Source organism: Acinetobacter sp. neg1 (genome assembly GCF_000788125.1).
GTDB lineage: Bacteria > Pseudomonadota > Gammaproteobacteria > Pseudomonadales > Moraxellaceae > Acinetobacter > Acinetobacter vivianii.
The window spans coordinates 21,529-44,275 of record NZ_JSZD01000022.1 but is presented as its reverse complement, the minus strand read 5'-3'; the positions used below and the strand labels follow the sequence as shown (position 1 = coordinate 44,275).

20 protein-coding genes are annotated in these 22,747 nt (G+C 38.8%); 7 read left to right on the top strand and 13 right to left on the bottom strand.

Annotation, left to right across the window (positions count from 1 at the left end; genetic code table 11):
- Positions 1-12 precede the first annotated feature (12 nt).
- From PJ15_RS17590 to wecB, 5 genes are all read right to left on the bottom strand, one after another.
- A complete protein-coding gene (locus PJ15_RS17590; protein WP_005255806.1) occupies positions 13-612 on the bottom strand; it encodes an acyltransferase in 600 nt (199 codons plus the stop codon).
- The gene (locus PJ15_RS17585) at positions 606-1,784 is read right to left on the bottom strand and encodes a lipopolysaccharide biosynthesis protein (RefSeq protein WP_005255808.1); all 1,179 of its coding nucleotides are present in this window, start codon (positions 1,782-1,784) and stop codon (positions 606-608) included. Before PJ15_RS17585 ends, PJ15_RS17590 begins: the two co-directional genes overlap by 7 nt.
- Entirely contained in the window at positions 1,781-2,806 is a 1,026-nt protein-coding gene (locus tag PJ15_RS17580) for an NAD-dependent epimerase/dehydratase family protein (RefSeq protein ID WP_005255811.1), read from the bottom strand. Before PJ15_RS17580 ends, PJ15_RS17585 begins: the two co-directional genes overlap by 4 nt.
- Before the next feature lie 24 nt (positions 2,807-2,830).
- Positions 2,831-4,108, bottom strand: a complete 1,278-nt coding sequence (tviB, locus tag PJ15_RS17575) for a Vi polysaccharide biosynthesis UDP-N-acetylglucosamine C-6 dehydrogenase TviB (protein ID WP_005255812.1) — start codon at positions 4,106-4,108, stop codon at positions 2,831-2,833.
- Positions 4,109-4,321: 213 nt separating this feature from the next.
- On the bottom strand, positions 4,322-5,455 hold the full coding sequence (gene wecB, locus PJ15_RS17570; protein ID WP_005255813.1) for a non-hydrolyzing UDP-N-acetylglucosamine 2-epimerase: 1,134 nt from the start codon (positions 5,453-5,455) through the stop codon (positions 4,322-4,324).
- 316 nt (positions 5,456-5,771) lie between these two features.
- Here wecB and PJ15_RS17565 point away from each other — a divergent pair, with 316 nt between their 5' ends.
- From PJ15_RS17565 to PJ15_RS17545, 5 genes are all read left to right on the top strand, one after another.
- Entirely contained in the window at positions 5,772-6,872 is a 1,101-nt protein-coding gene (locus PJ15_RS17565) for a polysaccharide biosynthesis/export family protein (protein ID WP_047433020.1), read from the top strand.
- A gap of 5 nt (positions 6,873-6,877) precedes the next feature.
- The gene (locus PJ15_RS17560) at positions 6,878-7,306 is read left to right on the top strand and encodes a low molecular weight protein-tyrosine-phosphatase (protein ID WP_005255816.1); all 429 of its coding nucleotides are present in this window, start codon (positions 6,878-6,880) and stop codon (positions 7,304-7,306) included.
- Positions 7,307-7,323: 17 nt separating this feature from the next.
- Complete coding sequence (locus PJ15_RS17555) at positions 7,324-9,507, top strand: polysaccharide biosynthesis tyrosine autokinase (protein WP_005255817.1); 2,184 nt, start codon at positions 7,324-7,326, stop codon at positions 9,505-9,507.
- A gap of 174 nt (positions 9,508-9,681) precedes the next feature.
- On the top strand, positions 9,682-10,389 hold the full coding sequence (locus PJ15_RS17550) for an FKBP-type peptidyl-prolyl cis-trans isomerase (protein ID WP_004773385.1): 708 nt from the start codon (positions 9,682-9,684) through the stop codon (positions 10,387-10,389).
- Between the two features lie 47 nt (positions 10,390-10,436).
- Positions 10,437-11,132 carry an FKBP-type peptidyl-prolyl cis-trans isomerase gene (locus PJ15_RS17545; RefSeq protein WP_005255818.1) on the top strand — a complete coding sequence of 232 codons (696 nt, stop codon included), beginning with the start codon at positions 10,437-10,439 and terminating at the stop codon, positions 11,130-11,132.
- A 45-nt stretch (positions 11,133-11,177) separates the two neighbouring features.
- On the opposite strand, the gene PJ15_RS17540 is transcribed toward PJ15_RS17545, so the two are convergent.
- The 3 genes from PJ15_RS17540 to ampD all read right to left on the bottom strand — a co-directional run bounded on the left by PJ15_RS17540 (position 11,178) and on the right by ampD (position 14,537).
- Positions 11,178-12,182: a hypothetical protein gene (locus PJ15_RS17540; RefSeq protein WP_005255820.1), complete on the bottom strand. Its 1,005-nt coding sequence runs from the start codon at positions 12,180-12,182 to the stop codon at positions 11,178-11,180.
- Between the two features lie 148 nt (positions 12,183-12,330).
- The gene (murJ, locus tag PJ15_RS17535; RefSeq protein ID WP_171067966.1) at positions 12,331-13,881 is read right to left on the bottom strand and encodes a murein biosynthesis integral membrane protein MurJ; all 1,551 of its coding nucleotides are present in this window, start codon (positions 13,879-13,881) and stop codon (positions 12,331-12,333) included.
- Positions 13,882-13,943: 62 nt separating this feature from the next.
- Positions 13,944-14,537 (bottom strand): 1,6-anhydro-N-acetylmuramyl-L-alanine amidase AmpD, encoded by a 594-nt coding sequence (ampD, locus tag PJ15_RS17530; RefSeq protein ID WP_005255825.1) that lies wholly within the window; start codon positions 14,535-14,537, stop codon positions 13,944-13,946.
- Between the two features lie 145 nt (positions 14,538-14,682).
- On the opposite strand from ampD, the gene nadC reads away from it, so the two are divergent.
- Positions 14,683-15,528, top strand: coding sequence for a carboxylating nicotinate-nucleotide diphosphorylase (gene nadC / locus PJ15_RS17525; protein WP_005255828.1), 846 nt, complete (start codon positions 14,683-14,685; stop codon positions 15,526-15,528).
- On the opposite strand, the gene PJ15_RS17520 is transcribed toward nadC, so the two are convergent.
- From PJ15_RS17520 to PJ15_RS17500, 5 genes are all read right to left on the bottom strand, one after another.
- Positions 15,525-15,713: a hypothetical protein gene (locus PJ15_RS17520; protein WP_004773394.1), complete on the bottom strand. Its 189-nt coding sequence runs from the start codon at positions 15,711-15,713 to the stop codon at positions 15,525-15,527. The two genes, nadC and PJ15_RS17520, sit on opposite strands and share 4 nt — an antisense overlap.
- 490 nt (positions 15,714-16,203) lie before the next feature.
- Positions 16,204-18,384 (bottom strand): phosphocholine-specific phospholipase C, encoded by a 2,181-nt coding sequence (locus tag PJ15_RS17515; RefSeq protein WP_047433015.1) that lies wholly within the window; start codon positions 18,382-18,384, stop codon positions 16,204-16,206.
- Between the two features lie 318 nt (positions 18,385-18,702).
- The gene (gene rph, locus PJ15_RS17510; RefSeq protein ID WP_004773398.1) at positions 18,703-19,419 is read right to left on the bottom strand and encodes a ribonuclease PH; all 717 of its coding nucleotides are present in this window, start codon (positions 19,417-19,419) and stop codon (positions 18,703-18,705) included.
- Positions 19,420-19,516: 97 nt separating this feature from the next.
- A complete protein-coding gene (locus PJ15_RS17505; protein WP_171248632.1) occupies positions 19,517-20,659 on the bottom strand; it encodes a fatty acid desaturase family protein in 1,143 nt (380 codons plus the stop codon).
- A 33-nt stretch (positions 20,660-20,692) separates the two neighbouring features.
- Positions 20,693-21,718, bottom strand: coding sequence for a flavin reductase family protein (locus PJ15_RS17500; RefSeq protein ID WP_047433009.1), 1,026 nt, complete (start codon positions 21,716-21,718; stop codon positions 20,693-20,695).
- A gap of 312 nt (positions 21,719-22,030) precedes the next feature.
- On the opposite strand from PJ15_RS17500, the gene PJ15_RS17495 reads away from it, so the two are divergent.
- The gene (locus PJ15_RS17495; protein ID WP_004773404.1) at positions 22,031-22,681 is read left to right on the top strand and encodes a TetR family transcriptional regulator; all 651 of its coding nucleotides are present in this window, start codon (positions 22,031-22,033) and stop codon (positions 22,679-22,681) included.
- Positions 22,682-22,747: the final 66 nt, after the last annotated feature.

Genomic DNA, 22,747 nt, shown 5'->3' with positions numbered 1-22,747 from the left:
TTTTACCTAATCTTAAATGTCTTTAACTTTCCGAGCAGGGATACCAACATATACTCCATTCTCAGCAATAGTTTTATTTACTAGACTACATGCACCAACAACTATACGATCTTTAATAAAAACACCATCTAAAATAGTTACTCTAGCGCCTAACCAAACATCCTTTCCAATTGATATTCCAGCTCTACTTGTACCTTGATCCTTAATTAATACATTTTTATCTTCAAAAATATGATTACTTGATATCATAATAGTTTGCGTGCCTATTCTTGTATTGTCACCAATCAATAATCCACCTGCACCATTTAAAAATGATTTAGAGTTAACACTAACATGATCACCAATCTTAATATTTCCACCATAACATTTTATGTAAGTATTCTCTCCTATAAAAACATTATCACCTATTTCCAATTTTGCATCTTTTTCAACAATAATGGTGGCTCCATTTTCTATTGTTAAGTTTTTCCCAAATACTACCTTTCCATTTATATCAAATTTGACATTTTTCCCAATTTTTTTTAACTTTTTTCCAAAAGCAATACTATAAAAGTATGTTCTAAATGAAGTGAAAAATATCGTAAATAATTTCATAATCTTCATAATTAACATTTTTTCATCTTCCCTACAGCAAAATAAATAGAAAAATTATAAAAAATCAAACTCAATGGAATCGCATACAACATAATATTCTTATCGTCCAATAAAGTATAAATAAGAATAAAAAACAATGCCTTAATAACCAACTCAACAATTTGCAGTTTTAATAATATATCACTTCTTCTTTTTGCAATTAAAAAGCCTGAGATTGGTGGGTTACAAAAGACTGCCCAGTACCCCAGCGTAAGTATCTTAAAATATGTAGAAATACCATTCCATTCACTACCAAAAATCAAAGTATAAAGAGATTCGGGTAAAATAAAAAATATTAGAAAGAAAGGAAGAGAGACTACACTTAAAAACAAACTACTTTTTAAAGCTTCCTTATAATTACCTTCTGTATTGAATTTACGAATAAAAAACTGCCTTACAGTCTGTGACATTAAATTAATGGGCAGTCTAAGTGTTCTCTCCACAATTGAATAGAAACCTGCAACTTGGTAACTTAAAAAATGAGAAACCACATAATAAGGTAAATTATGAGAGAAGCTGTTTAACAGTGCATGCGGTGTATTTGAAAAAATAAAATCTTTATAATTCTTAAAAGTAGAAAAATTAAAACTATACAGCCTATACTTACATATATATATTGACAATAAAAAAATTATAACTAAAGAACTAATTAAATAGCTTGACAATAAGTTCGCCTCATAAAAAAACGGGAAAGCGATTTGTATAGAAACAACTATCAAGCTACGAAGGATATTTAATACCGCACAAAACTTTTCTTCTTCAATAGAAAAATTATAATTATAAACACATTGGATTATAATGTTTGCAAAAACTCCAAAATTAATTGCCAATATCATTAACGGACTAAATATAAATATCATCACCACTGACGAAAGCAGACAAAACAAAAATGTTAATATTATACTTTCAGAAATCAAACTTTTCTTTTCGTTTTCTTGTGCAATTAATATTGCCTGATCTAAACGTAAATTAGCAATTGTTGACATCACACTTACAATAGCTAATGCAACACCATATTGCCCGAAATCCTTAACACTATATAAACGAGTCAAGATTGGAAGTGCGATAAAAGTTATTATCGCACCAACCAATAAACTTGATGTTATAACACCAATCGATTTGTATTTGGTTATCAACAATCGAAGATTCATGAAATATTCTTTACATACCACTTCATTGCTAAATCAACACCTTGAGAAATCACATATTGAGCTTTATAACCTAACAAAGTCTCAATTTTTTCAACAGATGCTTGTGAGTGCCTTACATCGCCTTTACGAAATTCTCTATAAATAGGATTTTTAGCATACGTAATTTCATTTTCACCCAATGCGTTTTTAATTGCATTAAACAAATCATTTAAAGTAGTTCGATCACCTACAGCAACATTATACACCTGATTTTTTGCTTCATCATTTGTCGTTGTTGCTGCGAGGATATTAGCTTGAACTGTATTTTCAATAAAACAAAAATCTCGGCTTGTCTCCCCATCACCATTGATAAAAACTTCTTCATCTTGGATCATTGCAGCTGTCCATTTTGGAATTACAGCAGCGTATGCACCATTCGGATCTTGGCGTTTTCCAAATACGTTGAAATAGCGTAATCCAATACATTTAAAATCATATGTACGAGCAAATACATCAGCATATAACTCGTTAACATACTTGGTTACTGCATATGGAGATAATGGATTACCAATATTTTCTTCAACTTTAGGTAATGCTGGATGATCACCATAAGTAGAACTACTAGCAGCATATGTAAAGCTTTTAACCTGCGCATCTCGCGCTGCTACCAGCATATTTAAAAAGCCAGTAATATTTGCTGCATTTGTTGTAATCGGATCAGCAATGGAACGAGGTACAGAGCCTAATGCTGCTTGATGCAATACATAATCTACTTCAAAACATGCCTTTTGACAGTCTTCCAAATTACGTATATCACCTTGAATGAAGCTAAAATTCAACCATTGTTCAGACGTGACTAGGCTTTGTACCTCATCTAAATTGTATTGATGCCCTGTTGCAAAATTATCCAGACCTATCACTTTTTGATTCAATTTCAACAAAGTTTCTAACAAGTTAGAGCCGATGAAACCAGCCACCCCTGTGATTAACCATGTTTTAGGTGATTGTTTTAATTGTTCGCATACTATTTGATATTGGCTCATCTCTTAAAATTCCTTTATTAAATATTACAAGCGAATATCAACATCAGCTGCAGGTAGTACATATTTTAGATCATACAAAACGTGACTTGTTTTACCTAAATTACGAATAGACTCTGTACCCATTTCTTTAAATTCATTATGAGCGACGGCTAGAACGATAGCATCATAATTATTCGACTCAACCGTTTGTACAGGCGTAATACCGTACTCATGTTGAGCTTCTGCTGTATCAACCCATGGATCATATACGTCGACTTGCATTTGATATTCTTTTAACTCTGTAACAATATCTATAATCTTTGTATTACGTATATCAGGACAGTTTTCTTTAAAACTTAAACCTAAAACTAATACTTTGGCACCTTCGACCTGAATTTTTTTCTTAATCATCCCTTTGACTAACTGAGTTACCACATAAGCACCCATATTGTCATTTAAACGTCGACCAGCAAGAATAATTTCCGGATGATAACCAATTGCTTGTGCTTTATGCGTTAAATAGTACGGATCAACACCAATACAATGACCACCAACCAAACCAGGACGGAAAGGTAAAAAATTCCATTTTGTTCCAGCAGCCTTGAGCACGTCCTCTGTATCAATACCCATTTTATTAAAAATTAAGGCAAGTTCATTAATTAATGCAATGTTAACGTCGCGCTGAGTATTTTCGATCACTTTAGCCGCCTCAGCAACTTTGATACTTGGTGCTTTATGCGTACCAGCCTCAATAACTAAGTTATAAACTTGATCAACAAAATCAGCCACCTCAGGTGTTGATCCCGAAGTAATTTTTAAAATATTAGTGACACGATGTAATTTATCACCAGGATTAATACGTTCAGGACTATAGCCAGCAAAAAAGTCCTGATTAAATTTCAGCCCAGATACTTGCTCAAGTACAGGAATACATTCTTCTTCTGTTGCGCCAGGATAAACAGTTGATTCATAAACAACGATATCGCCTTTTTTTAGCACTTTACCAATACTAGTTGAGGCTTTTACAAGCGGGGTTAAATCTGGTTGTTTGTAGTCATCAATAGGAGTAGGTACTGTAACAATGAAAAAATTACAGTCTTTTAGATCATCTAAATTTGCAGTATAGCTGAGTTGAGTAGCTTGTTTTAGCTCTTCTGGAGAGACCTCCAAAGTGTGATCTTGTCCACTCTTTAGTTCATCTACACGTTTCTGATAAATATCAAAGCCAACAACTGGCACCTTTTTTCCAAACTCAACCGCTAGTGGTAAACCAACGTATCCTAAACCAATAATTGCTATTTTTAACTCGGCAAGTGTTAGCATAAATAAAGCCTTATCCCTTACAATTTTTTATCTGTAGATACTGCGTATAACAGCAATGAAATAATTGCGCGTACTATATAGGAGATTTTTTATAGCCTCCATATTTCAATTGTATGAATGTGTTTACAAGCCTTCAACATCCTTACATTCTCTAAAAATACAGTGAAATTCATCACTATTTTGACATATTAGGCCAAACTTATAATTGATATTTTAAGTTAATGTAGTCTTTATAAAATCAATTATTTGTTGACAAGCTGTGCCATCACCATAAGGATTGTGAGCTTCCGACATAATAGTATAGGTCTTTAGATTTTCTAACAAATCACCTACAGCATTTTCTATGACTTCTACTTCCGTACCTACTAACCTTACTGTTCCTGCTTCGACTGCTTCTGGCCGTTCTGTTGTCTCTCTCATCACTAACACTGGTTTACCTAAAGATGGCGCTTCTTCCTGAATACCTCCTGAGTCTGTAAGGATCAAATAACTGCGATTCATTAAATATACAAACGGTAAATAATCCTGAGGAGCGATCAGTTGAATATTCTCTATACCAGCTAAAAGCTCATTCACAGGTTGCTGTACATTTGGGTTCAAATGTACTGGATACACAATTTGGATATCTGGATACTTTTTGGCAAGATTAGCCAAAGCTGAACAAATATTTAAGAAGCCTTGCCCAAAATTCTCACGTCGATGGCCTGTCACAAGAATCATTTTTTTGTTCGTATCTAGAAATGGAAACTGCTTCTGAAATTGACTCACAAGCATTTGGTCTTGCTCAACCTTTTGTTTCACTTGCAATAGAGCATCAATCACAGTATTACCAGTCACTACAATATTCGCAGGGTTAACATTTTCTTTAATAAGGTTGTCATAAGAGGACAGTGTCGGAGCAAAATGATAATTTGCCAACACACCTGTTAATCGTCGATTGGCTTCTTCTGGCCAAGGTGAATACAAGTCTCCTGTACGCAAGCCAGCTTCTACATGTCCAACTTTTATTTTGTGATAATAAGCAGCTAATGAAGCTGCAAATGTTGTTGCAGTATCTCCATGCACTAAAATAAGATCCGGTTTCCATTGTTCAAATACTTGTTCCAAACCTTTAAGTACGCCAGAAGTGACATCTGACAAAGTTTGTCCTGGTTTCATTAAATTCAGGTCAAAATCAGGCACTAAATTAAAAAGTTCTAAGACTTGATCCAACATTTGTCGATGTTGTCCAGTTACGCAGACTTTAGTGTCAAAATCTTGTATAAACCCTTGTAAAGCTAACGCTAAAGGCGCCATTTTTATTGCTTCAGGTCGCGTACCAAATATAAGTAAAATTCTTTTTTTCATTCGCCTCTTCTCTATTATTTCATTATTCAGCACTTATCATACTGCACCTTATTTACAACATATATGCCTTATAAAGTATTAGAAAAAATTAACTACAATCACCTTCACTAATAGCTACTTATACCAACGAAATTTATATTGTAATTATAGACAAATGTTCTTGAAAATTTTTTCAGCAATACTAAGCATACAAAGCGAAAAGATTTTGCGCTGTTTTTTTAACTTTTTTCGGCTAGAATGGGCAAAATTCTAAGTCTAAACCCTCGCTATTTTGGGCAACGGATCTTATTTTAGACATAAATATTAAGGGTCGAGTGTGAAGCATTATCAACTTTTTTCCATTCTTGCGATTAGTCTTAGTGCTACAGCTTGTGCTGTTACTTCAGGCTTACAAACCTATGATATTCCAAGTGAAGGTACATATAAGACTGATCAAGGAACCAATGTCGATGTAATAAAAATTACTCAAGATAACTTAATGGCTCTTCAACCGGCCCAAATCAACTATCGAAATAATTATGAAGCGTTGTTTAAACAACAACGGCCAACTTATCGCCTAAGTTCAGGAGATATACTCTCGATTCAACTTTGGGCTTACCCAGAAATTACCCCCCCAACCACGACAATAAATAATGAACAGGCAGTTCAAGCAAATGGGTATCCAATTGATTCAAGTGGTTATATACAACTACCACTGGTTGGACGTTATAAAGCAGCTGGTAAAAGCTTAGCGCAACTGAATGTGGGCTTACGCAAGCAATTTGCTCAATATCTTAAAAACCCAGATGTCATCGTACGTGTTTTGTCATACCAAGGACAACGTTATTCAGTACAAGGTAGTGTACTCAAAGGTGGGCAGTTCTATTTAAATGATCAACCTACTAGTATTTATACTGCGTTAGGTATGGCAGGCGGCATTAATGATAAAGGAGCAAATACCTACGTCCAACTGGTTCGTAATGGACAGACGTATGATTTAAATACGATCGAGCTTGAGAAAGCGGGCTACTCCTTACATAAATTGTTAGTGCAACCCAATGATACAATTTATGTAAGTAGCCGAGAAAATCAGAAAATTTATGTAATGGGTGAGTCTGGCAAAAATCAAGCTCTACCAATACGCGATCAAGGTATGACCTTAAGTGATGCGCTTGGTGAAAGTTTAGGTATTAACCCAAATTCTGCTAGCGCCAGTCGTATTTATGTCCTCCGAACCAATCCTAATGATCGCCATACTGAACTTTATCATTTGAATTTATTAAGTCTGGGCGATTTTGGTCTTGCAAATCAGTTTAAGCTACGTAGTAATGATATCGTTTATGTGGATGCAACGGGACTGACCCGCTGGCAACGAATTGTCAACCAGATTATTCCATTCTCAAATGCCTTGTATAACATAGATCGTTTGGGGCAATAATTACAATGGAGATTAAAAGCGTTTTGGTCGTTTGTGTAGGTAATATTTGCCGTAGTCCTATGGCTGAGTACTTGATCAAACAGCAACACCCAAATCTGCGAGTGGAATCTGCTGGTATTTCTGGACTGATCGGCCATCCAGCAGATGATAAGGCTCAACTGTGTATGCAACGTCTAGATATTGATATGAGCCTACATGTTGCAAAAAAACTGAATGCAGAGCACTTAAAACAAGCAGACCTGATTTTAGTGATGAGTCATAATCAGCAAAAACATATTGAACAGATGTGGCCATTTGCAAAAGGGAAAATTTTTAGACTAGGGCATTGGCAAAATAAAAATGTACCTGACCCTTATCAACATGACCAAGCTTTTTTTGATAATACCTGCCAGTTAATTCAACAATGTGTGACTGACTGGAAAAATTATATTTAACTTTTTAGATTAAGATTATGAGCCAAAATACCAATACTGAAGATACAATTGACCTAAAAGAGCTTTTCTTTGCTTTGATTGCACAATGGAAGCTCATTGCATTGTGTATTATTCTAAGCTTGGTGCTTGCTTTGCTTTACCTACGTGCAACACCTGATACTTATTCAGTGGATGCCTTGGTTCAAGTGGAAGATAGTAAAGGTGCATCCGCCGCTTTACTTGGTGAACTCTCTCAAATGATGGAGCAAAAGTCACCGGCCCAATCTGAAATCGAAATTTTAAAATCGCGTCTGGTACTTGGCTCAGTAATTCAGGCGCTTCATCTAGATCTGAATATTTCCAGTCCAGAAGATACTTTCTCTCATCGTCTATTCAATAAAGCCGACTATGCCACTGAATATGGCCCTAAAGCAGTCACTTTTCACGATGAGGAAAAAACATTTGATATTCAAACATTTGAAATACCGGCCTACTATCTGGATAAAAAACTTAGCTTAAGTTTCAAAAATAATAATTTTAGTTTGACTAATCCAGCAACAGATGAAGTACTTTTAACGGCTCCACTGAATCAATTAAATCAACTCAGTACCAGCTTTGGCGTTTGGAAAATTGCTATATTTACAACCGATAAGTTTGATACGCACTATTTAATACAAAAGAAATCATTACCTGCTGCAGTACAAGCTATTAATGCTAATTATTCTGTAGCAGAAAAAGGAAAATTGACTGGAATTTTAGGACTAAATTATCAAGGCCAAGATAAAGGGCATATCACTAAGGTCTTAAATGCAATTTTAGCAGCTTATAGTGCCCAAAATGTCGAACGCCGTTCAGCTGAAACCGCTCAAACCTTAAAATTTCTGGATGAACAATTACCTGATCTGAAAAAGCAGTTAGATGATGCGGAACGTGTATTCAATAAATTTCGTCAAGAATATAATACAGTCGATGTGACCAAAGAGTCAGAACTATATCTAACTCAAAGTATTGCTCTCGAAACTAAAAAGATTGAATTACAGCAAAAACAGGCAGACCTTACCGCTAAATATACGACTGAACATCCAGCAATACGCGAAATTAATGCTCAAATTGCTGCATTGAATAAACAAATTACAGAATTAAATACTACCTTAAAACAGTTACCTGATATTCAGCGCCAATATCTACAACTCTATCGTGAAGTAGAAGTAAAAACCCAGCTTTATACTGCTTTATTAAATTCTTACCAGCAACTACGTATTGCTAAAGCAGGTGAAATTGGTAATGTGCGTATTGTCGATACGGCAGTTGAGCCCGTCCAACCGATTAAGCCACAAAAACTACAAATACTAATACTTTCGATATTCCTCGGTGGTTTCTTCGGAACATTGATTGCTCTAATACGTAATATGTTACGTACTGGTGTAAAAGATTCAGCGCAAATCGAGAATGAGTTTGATTTGCCAGTGTATGCAACTGTACCACGCTCCCCTGTTCAAGAAACCCGTATGAGTATCTTGAAGAAAAAGAAATCCATTCCAATTTTGGCAGTTAAACATAATGATGATATTGCGGTAGAAAGTTTACGCAGTATCCGCACTGCGATCCATTTTGCACTCAGCAGTGCCAAGAACAACATTATTATGATTGCGGGACCGTCACCAGAAGTAGGTAAATCATTTATCTCGACCAATTTAGCGACGATTTTTGCACAAAGTAATAAAAAAGTATTACTGATTGATGCCGATATGCGTCGTGGCTATATGCATAAGTATTTTAATTTAGACGTTAAACCTGGTTTAGCAGAATATTTAAGTAATCTTGCAGACTTAAACCAAGTCATCCATCAAACTGATGTTAGTGGTTTAAGTGTTATTGCTCGTGGTAAAAATCCGGCGAATCCTTCTGAAATGCTGAGTTCTGAACAATTTAAAGCCTTGATGGAACAGCTCAGCCAGCAATATGATCATATTATTATCGATACACCACCGATTCTGGCGGTGACCGATGGTATTATTATTTCGCAATATGCAGGTGTGAACTTACTAGTGGCGCGTTATGCCAAATCACAAATGAAAGAGCTTGAACTAAGTTTGAATCGTTTTGAACAGGCGAATGTGAAAGTGAATGGCTTCATTCTAAATGACATTCAACGTTCTAGTGCTGGTTACGGATATGGTTATAATTATTCATACGCTTATAAAGCAAATAAAGATGACTAAAAATATTTGTAGTTGATTGTTAACAAACCAGATCCCATGATCTGGTTTGTTATTTAAACACATAAATCTTATAAAAAACCCACGCATTTTTGCGCTTAGTTATTCAATGCTTAAGCGTAGACATGCTAAGATCATTGCCATATTTTTTATTCCAATCTCACTTTGGGACATCTCATGAGTAAAGCTTTACCTTTCGTTGTCGCAGCCGTATTAGGCGGTGCAGCACTCGTTCCTGTCTACTATGCAACTCAACACCCAGCGACTGAACTTGGGGCAAAAGCTGATAAAAATGCAGCGCCTGTCGCAAAAATCAGCTACGCACTCGGCTATGAAGTTGCTAAGCAAACACCACCAGAATTAGAAACAAGTGCATTTATCACAGGTTTCCGTGATGCCCATGCGCAAAAACCTGCTGCATATACAGAAGAAGAGTTACAGGCAGCTTATGTAGAATTCCAAAAGGAACTACAACAAAAGCAAATGGATGAAACTAAAAAAGTTGAAGCAACCAATAGCAGCTTCTTGGCAGAAAATGCGAAAAAAGAAGGTGTGAAAACAACAGCTTCTGGTTTGCAATATAAAATCACCAAAGAAGGTACAGGTAAGCAACCGACCGCAAGCTCTATTGTAAAAGTGCATTACAAAGGCCAACTCCCTGATGGCAAAGTGTTTGATAGCTCTTATGATCGTGGCGAGCCAATTGAATTCCCACTGAATCAAGTGATTCCAGGTTGGACTGAAGGTCTACAGCTAATGAAAGAAGGTGGTAAGGCAACGCTTTATATTCCTGCAAATCTAGGTTACGGTGAACAAGGTGTCCCTGGTTCAATTCCACCAAATAGCCCACTAGTATTTGATGTAGAATTAATCGCTGTAAAATAAATGATTTAAGGAGGGCTAGAGTCCTCCTTTATTTTTTGGAAGATAGAATGAAAAGATTAGGCCTGATTTTAATTGCCTCGACCATCGGAACGGTTCAAGCAGCTCCCATTTCTACAAAAAGCCCACAGAAAGAGCAACTCGGCTATAGCTATGGTTATCTGATGGGTCGAGGGAATGCAGAAACACTCAAAGATTTGAATATCGAGACTTTTGTACAAGGCTTACAAGAAGCCATGCAAGGTAAGCCAGCCTCTTTAACTGATGAAGAAATGGCAAATGTTCTGAATCAATATAAAAAGCGTCTGGAAGCCAAGCAACTGGTAGAGTTTCAGGAGCAGGCCCAAAAAAATGATCAGGCAGGAAAAGCGTTCTTAGCTGAAAATGGTAAAAAAGCAGATATCGTAACGACGAAATCAGGATTACAGTATCAAGTGCTTCAACAAGGGCAGGGAAAATCTCCCAGAGCCTCTTCTACGGTAAAAGTGAATTATGAAGGCCGACTATTAGATGGCACAGTGTTTGATAGCTCTATCGCCCGTAATCATCCTGTAGAATTTAAACTCAGCCAAGTTATTGCGGGCTGGACTGAGGGTGTGCAAACGATGAAAGAAGGTGGTAAGACCCGCTTCTTCGTTCCTGCAAACCTCGCTTATGGCGATGTTGGTTCAGGTGATGCCATCGGACCAAACAGTACTTTAATTTTTGATATTGAGTTATTGGAGATTTCCTCAAAAAATAAATAAATCATTGATCTCACAAATCAAAGAGAGATAATTGATACTACTTAGTTATCTCTTTTTTATAACTTCTAAAAATTCATTATTTCTATAAGGCGAACACCATTTGTCTTGATTTTTTATATAGTCCTTATCATGAATAAGATTAGTTACTTTCACTTTAATCCTATTATTACCCCAGTTTTTAAAACAGTAGTTTGATATTTTATTATTCTTTAATTCAACTTTATCAATATTTATCTCACCTAAAACAGGTGTTTCTACTCCCTGTATCCTTATCCCAGATCGTGAACCAGAATCCTTATAGCCCTTTAAATTAATTGATATTTTTTCTGGAGAGTCATTATATTTTTTTAAAGATATTTGAAAACCATCCCCAGCATTCTTTAGCGATATTATTTCAGAAAAATTTATATTTTTTAAGATGTTTCTATTATTGTTAGGCTCAATATCTATACCACTCATTGGACTTTTACCTTTTGTATTAGATATTAATATATTATTAGCAAACAACCCATTAACACTAACAACACTGATCCCTTGTCGTCTATTATCATCTAACTTCAAATTATTTAAATTCAAATTGGAATTAGAATTTTTGCCATTATTACCAATATAAATAGCATCTCCCCACATTCTTTTGATACTCATATTAGATATATATATATTTTGTGAATCTTTTATTTCTATACCTGTTCCCCACTCTCCTCCATTGCCAAGATGTGTATATTTATCCCCTAAAATCATCCCTCCAGAAATTTTTACATTTTTAACGTTATGAATTCTAAAAACCTGATAACCACCCTTATTATTTGGTATAACATTTAAAATAGTTTCAGGACTCATCTCAATACTGACATTATTTTTTAGAATAATTGATTTTTCTGCATTGATTTTAAAATTTCCAGCGGGAATTTTTATCAAAGTATTTTCTTTTATTTGGCTATTTATCAAATCAGTAATATCTGAATTATTTTGAAAATTACCACTATCAGCAGAAGTGATTGGAGAAATAATTATTAAAAAAACAAATGATGCATAAGAAATGAAATTCATAAGTTCATTCTCAAAAAATTTACTTATGATCTCAAGCTACAACTAGAAATTCCATAGTATTTTGTATAAATAGTTTACATCTTTTCTTCATATTATTTTAGATTATTTATCAGGTGTATAGCCCTTTCCTACACACCTATATATTACATCATGCCTTTAAATGTCTTGGCCTAAAACCTGTCACCAGTAACCCAATAGCATAAGCCACCACGCCAACCACACATAAGCCAGCCACTTCAGCAATGCGTAACCATTGTGAAATATCGCCTTGGTACCACGTTAAGCCATACCAAAGTGCAGCAATCATCGCGATATTGGCAACGGCATATTGAAACGCAAGTTTTTTCCAATGCGCACCAAAACGGAAAATATTACGTTTATGCAGATAGAAATACAGCATGCCCGCATTCACCAAAGCAGAACCAGAAGATGCCAAAGCTAAAGCCATATGTTCTGCATGCCAGTCGATCAACTTAAAGAAGCCAATAAAAATCACGTTTAAAATGGCATTGGCAGCAACCGCCATTAACCCCACTCGAACAGGTGTTTTGGTATCTTGCTGAGCATAGAAACCAGGTGCAAAGACTTTAATCAGCATGAAGGAGATTACACCTGCACTCATACATTGCAATGCCAGAGCCGTCATTCTGGTATCTTCTAAAGTAAATTCACCACGTTGGAATAACGCTTGAATGATCGGCGTCGACAACATAAATAAGGCAATACTCGCAGGAATTCCCACCAGCATAATAATCTTCGCAGCCCAATCAATCATTCCTCTAAATTTAGCTTGGTCTTGCTCTGCATGACGTGCAGAGAGCGAAGGTAAGATGACCGTACCAATCGCAACACCAATCAGCCCCAATGGTAACTCAGTCATACGCTCGGCACTGTATAACCAGGAGACCGAACCATCCTGCATAAAGGAAGCCCAAATGGTGTTCAGCAACAAGTTAATCTGGGTAACGGATACACCAAATAAGGCAGGCAGCATCAATTTTAAGATGCGATCCACCCCTTCATGTTTAAAATCAACTTTAGGTGGAATCAGCAAATTCTTCTTCCATAATTCCGGAATCTGAATCGCCAACTGTAGAACACCCGCCGCAACCACAGCCCAACCCAAAGCCATGATCGGCTCCGCCATATACGGCGTCAACCACCATGCCCCTGCAATCATCGCAACATTGAGCAGTACTGGAGAAAATGCAGGTGAGGCAAAAGAACCGTAACTGTTCAGAATACTGCTGGCAAAAGCCGTCAAAGACATAAACATCAGATACGGAATGGTCAGGCGGAACATATCGACCGCAAGCTCAAACTTCTCTGGGTCGTTATGGAAACCAGGTGCGTAGAGATAAATAATCGCTGGTGCGGCAACCATCGCCACAAAGGTCAGTAATGACATAGCCGTAAGCAGGCAACCAAATACTCGACTAATTAAAATCTGGACTTCGGCATGGGCACGGCTAGTTTTATATTCAGTTAAAACAGGAATAAAGGCCTGAGAAAAAGCCCCTTCTGCAAATAAGCGCCTAAAAAAGTTGGGAATACGAAAGGCAACAACAAAGGTATCGAAGTCCTTACCCGCACCAAATACATTGAGTAGTACCACATCACGTACCAAACCCAATACCCGAGATAACATTGTCATTGCACTGACAATTACAGTCGATCGCCACAATGCCATCGCATTCACCTACGGCTTATCTTTTAAAAAGCGTTATTGTAATGAAAGTCCCAACAGATTTCGTTGTGAAATTATAAATCTATCGATGTTTTTTCGGCTAACTTCTGTTGAGCGAGCAAATTTCGAAATAATTGCCAATCAAAATGTTCACCTGGATCGGTTTTACGTTTTGGCGCAATGTCAGAATGGCCTGCGATATGATTTTGAATTTTTGGATAGGTCTGTTGTAAGGTTTTCACAACCTCAACCAATGCTTGATACTGTGCTGGCTCAAAAGGCAAATCATCACTACCCTCCAGCTCGATCCCGATCGAATAATCATTACATTCTTTCTGTGCAAGATAACTCGAACGTCCGGCATGCCAAGAACGATCATTAAAATTCACAAACTGAATCACTTCACCTGTCCGCAAAATCAACAGGTGTGCCGAGACCTGCATCCCTTCAATGGTCTGGAAATAAGGATGTAGCGACCAGTCTAATTGATTCTGAAAAAATTGCTGAATATAGCCCCCACCAAACTGGGAAGGCGGCAAACTGATATTGTGAATAACGATCAGTTGAATATCGGTTCCAGCAGGACGTGTATTGAAATTAGGCGATGCAATCTGGGCCGCCCCCACCAATACACCCTCTTGTACTTGAGCAAATCTAGCGTGTTGCATTGTGACTCGAATCAACAATTTAATCTTTATAGATGCCATTCTGCCATGCTTTATCCAGAATAATCGAGATGAAATACTTATTTTTTACAGGGAGGATGTTAATATATGACACACGTTTTTTAGTCAAACATACACTGGAACTGGTATGAGTATTCCTCAATCTTTGCTTGAACAATCTATTCAAATCAATATTCAGCAAGCATTACAAGAAGATATTGGGGACGGCGATATTACCGCCATGCTTACACCAGTCGATGAGCAAGCTACAGCAACCATTATTAGTCGTGAAGAGATGGTGCTGGCAGGTCAACCATGGGTGAATGCCTTGATTCAAACCTATGACAATACCGTGCAAGTGACATGGTTAAAGCAAGAAGGCGACGTGGTTGGTGCAAATGAAGCATTTTTAAAACTCGCTGGTTCAGCGCGCAGCTTACTCACAGTAGAACGTCCAGCTTTAAACTTTATCCAGACCTTGTCTGCGGTTGCGACTAAAACTGCTAGCTATGTCAAACAGCTTGATGGTTTACATACCAAACTGCTGGATACCCGTAAAACCTTACCAGGACTACGTATCGCACAAAAATATGCCGTAGCAATCGGGGGGGGGCAAAATCACCGCTTAGGTTTATTTGATGCTTTCCTGATTAAAGAAAATCATATTATGGCTGCTGGCGGTATTGCCCAGGCCATTACCAAAGCACACCAAATCGCGCCAGGCAAACCTGTCGAAGTTGAAGTTGAAACTTGGGATGAGTTAAATCAGGCACTTGAAGCTGGTGCTGATATCGTAATGCTGGATAACTTTAGTCAGCAACAAATGATTGATGCGGTTAAACATGTTGCAGGTCGCTGTAAGCTAGAAGCATCGGGCAATATTACCATCGAAAATTTACGTGAAGTGGCGACCACAGGGGTCGACTACATCTCAATGGGTGTATTGACCAAAGATGTAAGAGCGGTTGATCTATCCATGCGTTTTAACGCTTAAGCCTGATCTGTCTCTTTGTCTTGAGACTCATGCTTTTGTGAAGCTAAAAGTTCTGTTTTCTTAGAAACTTCTGTTGTTTCAACTTGCCACGCTGATTTGGCTTCGGTCGAATCAGTTGGTCGTGGATCTGCCGCCATTAAAACAAAAGTTACTGCGGTTAATAACACGAGAAAAACTTGTAACATCCTTACCCCGAATCTCTTACTTTCAATTTTTGCTCACTGTATCAAACGAACATGAGCCAAATCTGAGTGCTATGTAACAGCATGAAAACACTCAGTGAGATTCTGTTGAAGATGATAGCTATATGTTTGCTTTCATTTCGATCTGTGTAAGCTCATAATGCTCAGCAACACTATTGATTAAAATAATAACGATGGACAGCATATTTGAGGCTTTATTCCACTTACTTTTTAAGTTTTTCCGCTTTGTATTTATTAATGTAATCTTTGAAATTATTTTTGAAGGATTAATTCGTTGCATCGGTTATGGAGTAGTCCGCTGTTATCGGCTTGGGCAACGGGTGGATTTTGACAATACAGAAGTATTTGTAGCTGGTTTTTTCAGTTTGCTGCTACTGATAATATTGTGTCTTTATTTTTTATTGCACTAATTTAATCTAAAAAGCAGCCTAAGTACCCACCTAGACTGCTTTTTCTCATCTAATCCTACAATTTATAGCTCAATAAAGCCCATATATGGATCAGAAATGGAGTCTTCATTGGTTTCAATACGTCCAGCAAAACGACGGCTATAACTCGGATCATTTTCAATGGTGACGGTGAAATCATACCAGCCACCAAACTCGCTCATGTCCCAGCCAAGTTCTTTTTCAGTTGCCGCTGTTTCAATCTGCCAGAGCTTGTTCGGTAAATAAGCATTGGCTTTAATTATCAGTTTTGCAACCTGTGCTGCGTCATTACGTACTTTTAAGAACAGCTTTGGATCACACTCTTCCATACAGACCCGAATCTCTGGCAATGCCTGAATTTGTGTTGCTTGAGCCAAATTGCCCGTAAAACTACGGTGGAAACCATTCGGCCCCAACACCCATAGATCATAACGATTATCATGAGTCTGCCAGATGTCATCCAGTTGCTTGCCTGCCTCAACCATATAACGGCGCGGCACCGCATCCAGATTCAATTTATCGTAGACATGGAACACGGCTGCATGCGTACCGGTATTCGAGAACATCAGTTTGACGGTTTTCGCTGCAGCGTCCACTTTAGCACTGGTGTGCAGAATATAAGGTAAGGCACGAGATGGACGAATACCCATGTCCTGCACAGGATAGGTCTGACTTTCTGGACGGCTCACCTGCCCCAAACGCTCCTGTGCTTTACGGATGGCATCTGCTTCAGCTTTGCTCTTCTTCCCCGCCAAATCTGGCATTGGCAGTAAATTCGGGGTCTTAAAGTTAAACGCTGACATTAAATCACCACATACCGCACGTCGATATGGGCTGATATTTGGTTCCTGTACGCCAAAACATTGTTCCAAGAAGCGAATCACGGAAGAATGATCAAACACTTGTGAATTGACCCAGCCACCGCGACTCCATGGTGAAATGATATACATCGGCACACGAATCCCTGGCCCATAGACCCCAACCCCATTACTGACTTTTGGATCGGTAAAATTCGGTTGTCCATTGGATGCTTTGGCATGCGTCGCATACTCATAAGACATTTGTTCCTTGCTTAATGTCGATTTACCATAGACTTCACCTGAAATATCCATCGAAGGCGCACTTGGTGAAGGCACATGGTCAAAGAAACCATCATTTTCATCAAAGTTAATCAGGAAAACCGTTTGGCTCCACAGTTCTGGACGCTCCGTCAGCGCATTCAACACTTCCTGAATATACCATGCACCTTGCACAGGGCTTGAAGGCCCAGGATGTTCGCTATAGGTTGCAGGCGCCACCAGCCAGCTCACCTGTGGTAGCTGCCCTTTGGCAATATCTTCTTTAAATGAACCGAGAAAACCACCATCTGGCATGGTATTAGCAATGCCCTTATACAAAGGTTGTCTGGCATCAATGGCTGGATCATAAGCTGGGCAAATCGTACTGTTATTGACTGGCTTGCCTGATAATTCGTTGGCACGGCGGTACTTTTTAAATCCTGCCAATGGGTTATCGGTAAAGTTGTCTGGCATGTTTTGATAGACTTTCCAGCTCACGCCCGCTTCCTGTAAGCGCTCAGGATAAGTGGTCCAGTCATAACCTGTGAGAGATGTCCCAATCGAGTCCAGATCATTAACCACACTGGCAACATTCGCCCCTGTTGGGCCATTGGTTCCCGTCCAGATAAACATACGGTTAGAATTGGTGCCGGTATGCATCGCACAGTGGTAGGCATCGCACAACGTAAAAGCATTGGCTAAGGCAAACTGGAATTCAACTTCCTGTTGTTTGTAATAACCCATCGATTGTGGTTGCTTGTATTGCACCCAATTGCCCATGCGCCCATGATCCCACGCGTATTGCCCGTCAGTCCATGAATGTGGTGTGCCACTGACACGCTGTGCATTGCCACGGCTGCTGTCCAGATGATAGGGATAAACTTTATTCTTATTGGCGTCGTATTGTTCCCATACTTTACGGCCTTGGCTCAGTGGAATTGTGAAACGGTCACCAAAACCACGTACACCTTTCAGGGTGCCAAAGTAATTATCAAAAGAACGGTTTTCCTGAGTCAAAATCACCACGTGCTTAACGTCTTTGATGGTGCCTGTTTCTACCTTGGCATCAATCGCAAGTGCTTTTTGAATACTCATTGGAAAACTGGTCAATGCAGCCGTACCAAACAACGCTTTGGTTGAATTTAATACAAAGTCACGACGATTCATCTTATTAACTTCCTTATTGTTATTGATTAGGGCGCGCAATGAATTTTGCAGCTTGTGGTGGGCGGCTGTGGATTTGGCGTAGAATTATTGTTATCGCCTTGATCACTATCATTACAGGCACTGAGTAAAAAGCAGCTACTACTCAGTAACGCTAAAAAGAAATTTCGCATTTTACTATCCGTTAAAATATCAGTGCAGATAGTCAATACAATATAAATGACAGTGAGATGATGATTTGATCGCAGTTTGATGACAGAAAAACAAGATAAAAAAAAGGCGGTCTAAACACACCAGACCGCCCGCACTATCAACTGGAACTTACCAACCGAGTGCCTGCTGTTGCTTTTGAATCAATTCCGCGATTCCTTTTTCTGCAAGCTCTAACATGGCATTGCACTGTTGACGGGTAAACGGTTTGTCTTCTGCCGTTCCCTGAATTTCAATAAATTCACCCGCTTGTGTCATCACCACATTCAAATCCGTTTGGCAATTTGAATCTTCTTCGTAGCATAGATCAAGGAGTACTTCGTCTTTATACATACCCACCGAAATTGCTGCCACTAAACTCTTTAATGGATCCTGTTTAATCTTTTTGTTGCTGAGCAATACATTCATTGCGTCAACCAAAGCCACTGCTGCACCCGTAATCGCCGCAGTACGGGTACCGCCATCTGCCTGAATCACATCACAGTCGATGGTAATGGTGTTCTCGCCCAACTTCTTCAAATCCACCATTGCACGTAAGCTACGGCCAATCAGGCGCTGGATCTCTTGAGTACGACCCGTTTGCTTACCACGAGCCGCTTCACGATCGCTACGCGTATGCGTTGAGCGTGGCAACATGCCATATTCAGCTGTTACCCAGCCTTGACCCTGACCTTTCAGGAAGCGTGGTACCGAGTTATCAATACTCGCAGTACACAACACTTTAGTATGACCAAACTCAACCAAAACTGAGCCTTCTGCGTAACGGGTATAGTTACGGGTAATTTTTACCTCACGTAATTGGTCTAATGCTCTTTGGTCAATACGCATAACGATTCCTTAAAACTATGGCTCAAATATCATTGCGCCATAGTATAGCTCAATTACACGTGCTTTCAGTTTTACTTATTCGTTACAATTCACCCAATTAAGCAAATCTAAACTTCGCTTTCAGATTGCTCCAGCCTTGTGCCAGTTGCACGGATAAATCATTCGGCAATGAACATTTAGCCAAACGCACCCACACCGTCCAGAACTGCTTCATGAAGTTGGCTTCGTTATAGTTCACTCCATATTCGGCACATAATGCTCTGATTTGTGGTGCAACCTGTTCATAACGATTGGCAGGCATATCAGGGAATAAATGATGCTCGATCTGGTGGCTCAAGTTACCACTCATAAAATGCATCCACTTCCCACCTGTGAAGTTGCTTGAACCACGAATCTGACGAAGGTACCACTGTGCCTTGGTTTCATTCTCAGTATTGTCTGCTTCAAAGGTTTCAGCATCTTCAGTAAAGTGACCATTAAAAATCACTGCTGACGACCATAAGTTACGCATGATGTTTGCGACTGCATTACCCGCCAATACTGGAATAAAGTTTACTGTGGCAATCGCTGGGAAGAACACATAATCTTTTAACACTTGGCGTTTGGCTTTTTTACGGAACTCAGCCGCATCTGCCCAAACCTGTTTCCATGTTTTGGTTTTATAAACCAACGCATCTTCCAGATGCAGGTTTTGTACACCCACATACCACTGAAAAAAGAACATGAGCTGAAGTGCCAATGGGATATTTGCCAAATGACGTACTTCCCATTTCTGGTCTTCTGTGACACGTAAAATGCCATAACCCACATCGTGATCTTTACCGACAATATTGGTATAAGTATGGTGCATATAGTTATGGGTATAGCGCCAGTCATTGCCCGAACAGGTATTGTCCCAATCGTAATCTTCACCACGTAAACTTGGATCATTCAACCAGTCAAACTGACCATGCATCACGTTATGGCCCAATTCCATATTCTCGACGATTTTAGACACACCCAGCATCGCGGTTCCCAACAACCATACGGGTGGAATCCAGCCACCGAACATCAACATGCCACGGGATGCGATTTCGGTATAACGCACGAAATTACGCACTTTATAAATATATTTTGAATCCTGCTCACCAAGGTTTTGCATAACTTCTAGTCGAATTTGCTCGACACGGCGACCAAACTCCTCGACTTGTTCTGGGGTTAAATGGGCTGACTTTGATACGGTTTTAAATTCTAATGCCATATTCATTGTGTTGATCCTCAAATATCTTTGTTTTTATAGGTCAATCGTGACTGGGCTCAGCGCCTGGCTCACACATAACTTAATTGGACGATTCGGTTGATCATCAATTTCGCCAGTAATGACGTTCTGCGTCACACCGCTAACTTTGGTACAGCTACAGCGGTTACACACGCCCATACGACAACCATGTTGTGGACGTAAACCTGCTTGCTCTGCACTACTCAGGAGATTGGTCGTTGCAATAAAATTTTGTTGCGCACGACGAAACGTAATCGGTTGAGCTTCATTGGAATGCTCGACTTGTACGGGTTGGAAAAATTCTTGATGAAAGTTCTCCACGACCCTATGCTGCGTATAAATCTGTTGCGCCTGTTTCATCATGCTATGGTGACCACAGGCATAGGCTTGAATATCTTTAAAATTAGGGACGAGTTTCTCTAACAATGCTGCATCTAAATGCTGTTTTTGCTGCGCCGTATTAAAGAAATGATAATTCAGTTGTGGGTATTGCTCAGCCAAGGCCAAGATATCCTGATGCAATACTTCAGCACGGTTAAAATACACCACGTGCACTTGTTCAACCTGCTGTTGTAATGCTTGTTTTAATAAAGAATAAATTGCAGTAATACCAGAACCTGAAGCAATCAGTAATGCAGGTTGCTGACCTTGATGTAAGACGAAATCCCCTTGCGGCTGAGAAATCTCGAAGCTGTCTCCAACACGCAATTGTTGTGCTGCTTTAGACACCAAACCTTGAACTTTAATGCCTAGACGGATGTCACCTTGTGGCGTGACCTCAATAATGGAATAGCTACGTTGTTGATATACCCCGTTAATCATGAGGGTAATTAAAACGCTTTGACCTGCTTTAACTTGGCGAATATCAAAATTATGATTTGGCTTTAAGCTGAGTGAAACCATATCTTCGCTCAGTGGCTGCACAGCAGTGACTTGCGCAAGAATACGTTTCCAGGCGAAGGTTGGCTTGATCTTTTGCAAGATAAAATCAACGAAATCTTCTCGAATCCAATGTGGCTGATAACTTAACTCTGCGTTCATACGTTCCTCGTTTTGTATCTGGCTATTTATTTTGAGTGAACAAATGTTCATGTAGTGAACATGTGTACACTATATTTATTTGTGTTCACTGAGTCAACACTTGTTCACTAATTTTTTGAATATTTTTTATACTCGTTATAAGCCACTCAAAATACGGGGAAAATAAAACACCTCTCTTAGATTTTGCTTATCATTTGCACATCTGTTGCGCGTATAAAGATCAAAAACATCTGTATTTAGCAATGTACGAAGACTAAAAAGTTTCTGTTTTTTTTGCTAGACTCTTTGGTATGGTTTTAATGGATCTTATTCATGTCGATTAGAGATGAACGAAAACAACAGAGTCGACAGGCTTTACTGGATGCAGCCCTCCACCTGAGTACCGCAGGACGCTCATTTAGTAGCATTAGCTTGCGTGAAGTTGCACGTGAAGTTGGTTTGGTACCAACGGCGTTTTATCGTCATTTTCAAGATATGGATGCGCTCGGACAAGAGCTGGTCGATCAGGTTTCTTTGCATTTAAAAAGCCTGATTCATCAATTGGGGCAAAGCTACCTGTTACACAGTGGTTCGGCCAAAACCCGCACCAGCATTGAGTTATTCGTACAGGCGGTTAATCACAGCCCGCAGCAATGGCAATTTATGATTGCAGAACGCTGGGGTGGATCTGAAACCGTACGTATTGCGATTGCACGGGAAATTGAGTTTCTGATCGAAGATCTAGCCATTGATCTGTGCAAGCTCGAAACCTTCAAACACATTAAGGAAGCCAAGCATTTACAGGTCCTTTCTACGATTTTGATTAATATGTCATTTACGTGGGCCATGACTTGGATCAATTTGCCAAAACAGTTCACGATTGATCATTTACTCGAACAACAAAACCTGTTTATTGACAATGCAGCGACCCAAGTGCGCTTATTATTCAGTGGGATTTCCAACTGGGAACCAGAAAACGCTTGACCATATCCAAACCAAAGTTTGATATATAAAAGCATTGCTTCGCGTTATGATGCATTGGACACTAAT

Coding starts and splice junctions, on each gene's coding strand:
- PJ15_RS17590 (WP_005255806.1), bottom strand. CDS start 612: ATGTTAATTATGAAGATTATGAAATTATTTACGATATTTTTCACTTCA.
- PJ15_RS17585 (WP_005255808.1), bottom strand. CDS start 1,784: ATGAATCTTCGATTGTTGATAACCAAATACAAATCGATTGGTGTTATA.
- PJ15_RS17580 (WP_005255811.1), bottom strand. CDS start 2,806: ATGAGCCAATATCAAATAGTATGCGAACAATTAAAACAATCACCTAAA.
- tviB (WP_005255812.1), bottom strand. CDS start 4,108: ATGCTAACACTTGCCGAGTTAAAAATAGCAATTATTGGTTTAGGATAC.
- wecB (WP_005255813.1), bottom strand. CDS start 5,455: ATGAAAAAAAGAATTTTACTTATATTTGGTACGCGACCTGAAGCAATA.
- PJ15_RS17560 (WP_005255816.1), top strand. CDS start 6,878: ATGGAGATTAAAAGCGTTTTGGTCGTTTGTGTAGGTAATATTTGCCGT.
- PJ15_RS17555 (WP_005255817.1), top strand. CDS start 7,324: ATGAGCCAAAATACCAATACTGAAGATACAATTGACCTAAAAGAGCTT.
- PJ15_RS17550 (WP_004773385.1), top strand. CDS start 9,682: ATGAGTAAAGCTTTACCTTTCGTTGTCGCAGCCGTATTAGGCGGTGCA.
- PJ15_RS17545 (WP_005255818.1), top strand. CDS start 10,437: ATGAAAAGATTAGGCCTGATTTTAATTGCCTCGACCATCGGAACGGTT.
- PJ15_RS17540 (WP_005255820.1), bottom strand. CDS start 12,182: ATGAATTTCATTTCTTATGCATCATTTGTTTTTTTAATAATTATTTCT.
- ampD (WP_005255825.1), bottom strand. CDS start 14,537: ATGCAACACGCTAGATTTGCTCAAGTACAAGAGGGTGTATTGGTGGGG.
- nadC (WP_005255828.1), top strand. CDS start 14,683: ATGAGTATTCCTCAATCTTTGCTTGAACAATCTATTCAAATCAATATT.
- PJ15_RS17520 (WP_004773394.1), bottom strand. CDS start 15,713: ATGTTACAAGTTTTTCTCGTGTTATTAACCGCAGTAACTTTTGTTTTA.
- PJ15_RS17515 (WP_047433015.1), bottom strand. CDS start 18,384: ATGAATCGTCGTGACTTTGTATTAAATTCAACCAAAGCGTTGTTTGGT.
- rph (WP_004773398.1), bottom strand. CDS start 19,419: ATGCGTATTGACCAAAGAGCATTAGACCAATTACGTGAGGTAAAAATT.
- PJ15_RS17505 (WP_171248632.1), bottom strand. CDS start 20,659: ATGGCATTAGAATTTAAAACCGTATCAAAGTCAGCCCATTTAACCCCA.
- PJ15_RS17500 (WP_047433009.1), bottom strand. CDS start 21,718: ATGAACGCAGAGTTAAGTTATCAGCCACATTGGATTCGAGAAGATTTC.
- PJ15_RS17495 (WP_004773404.1), top strand. CDS start 22,031: ATGTCGATTAGAGATGAACGAAAACAACAGAGTCGACAGGCTTTACTG.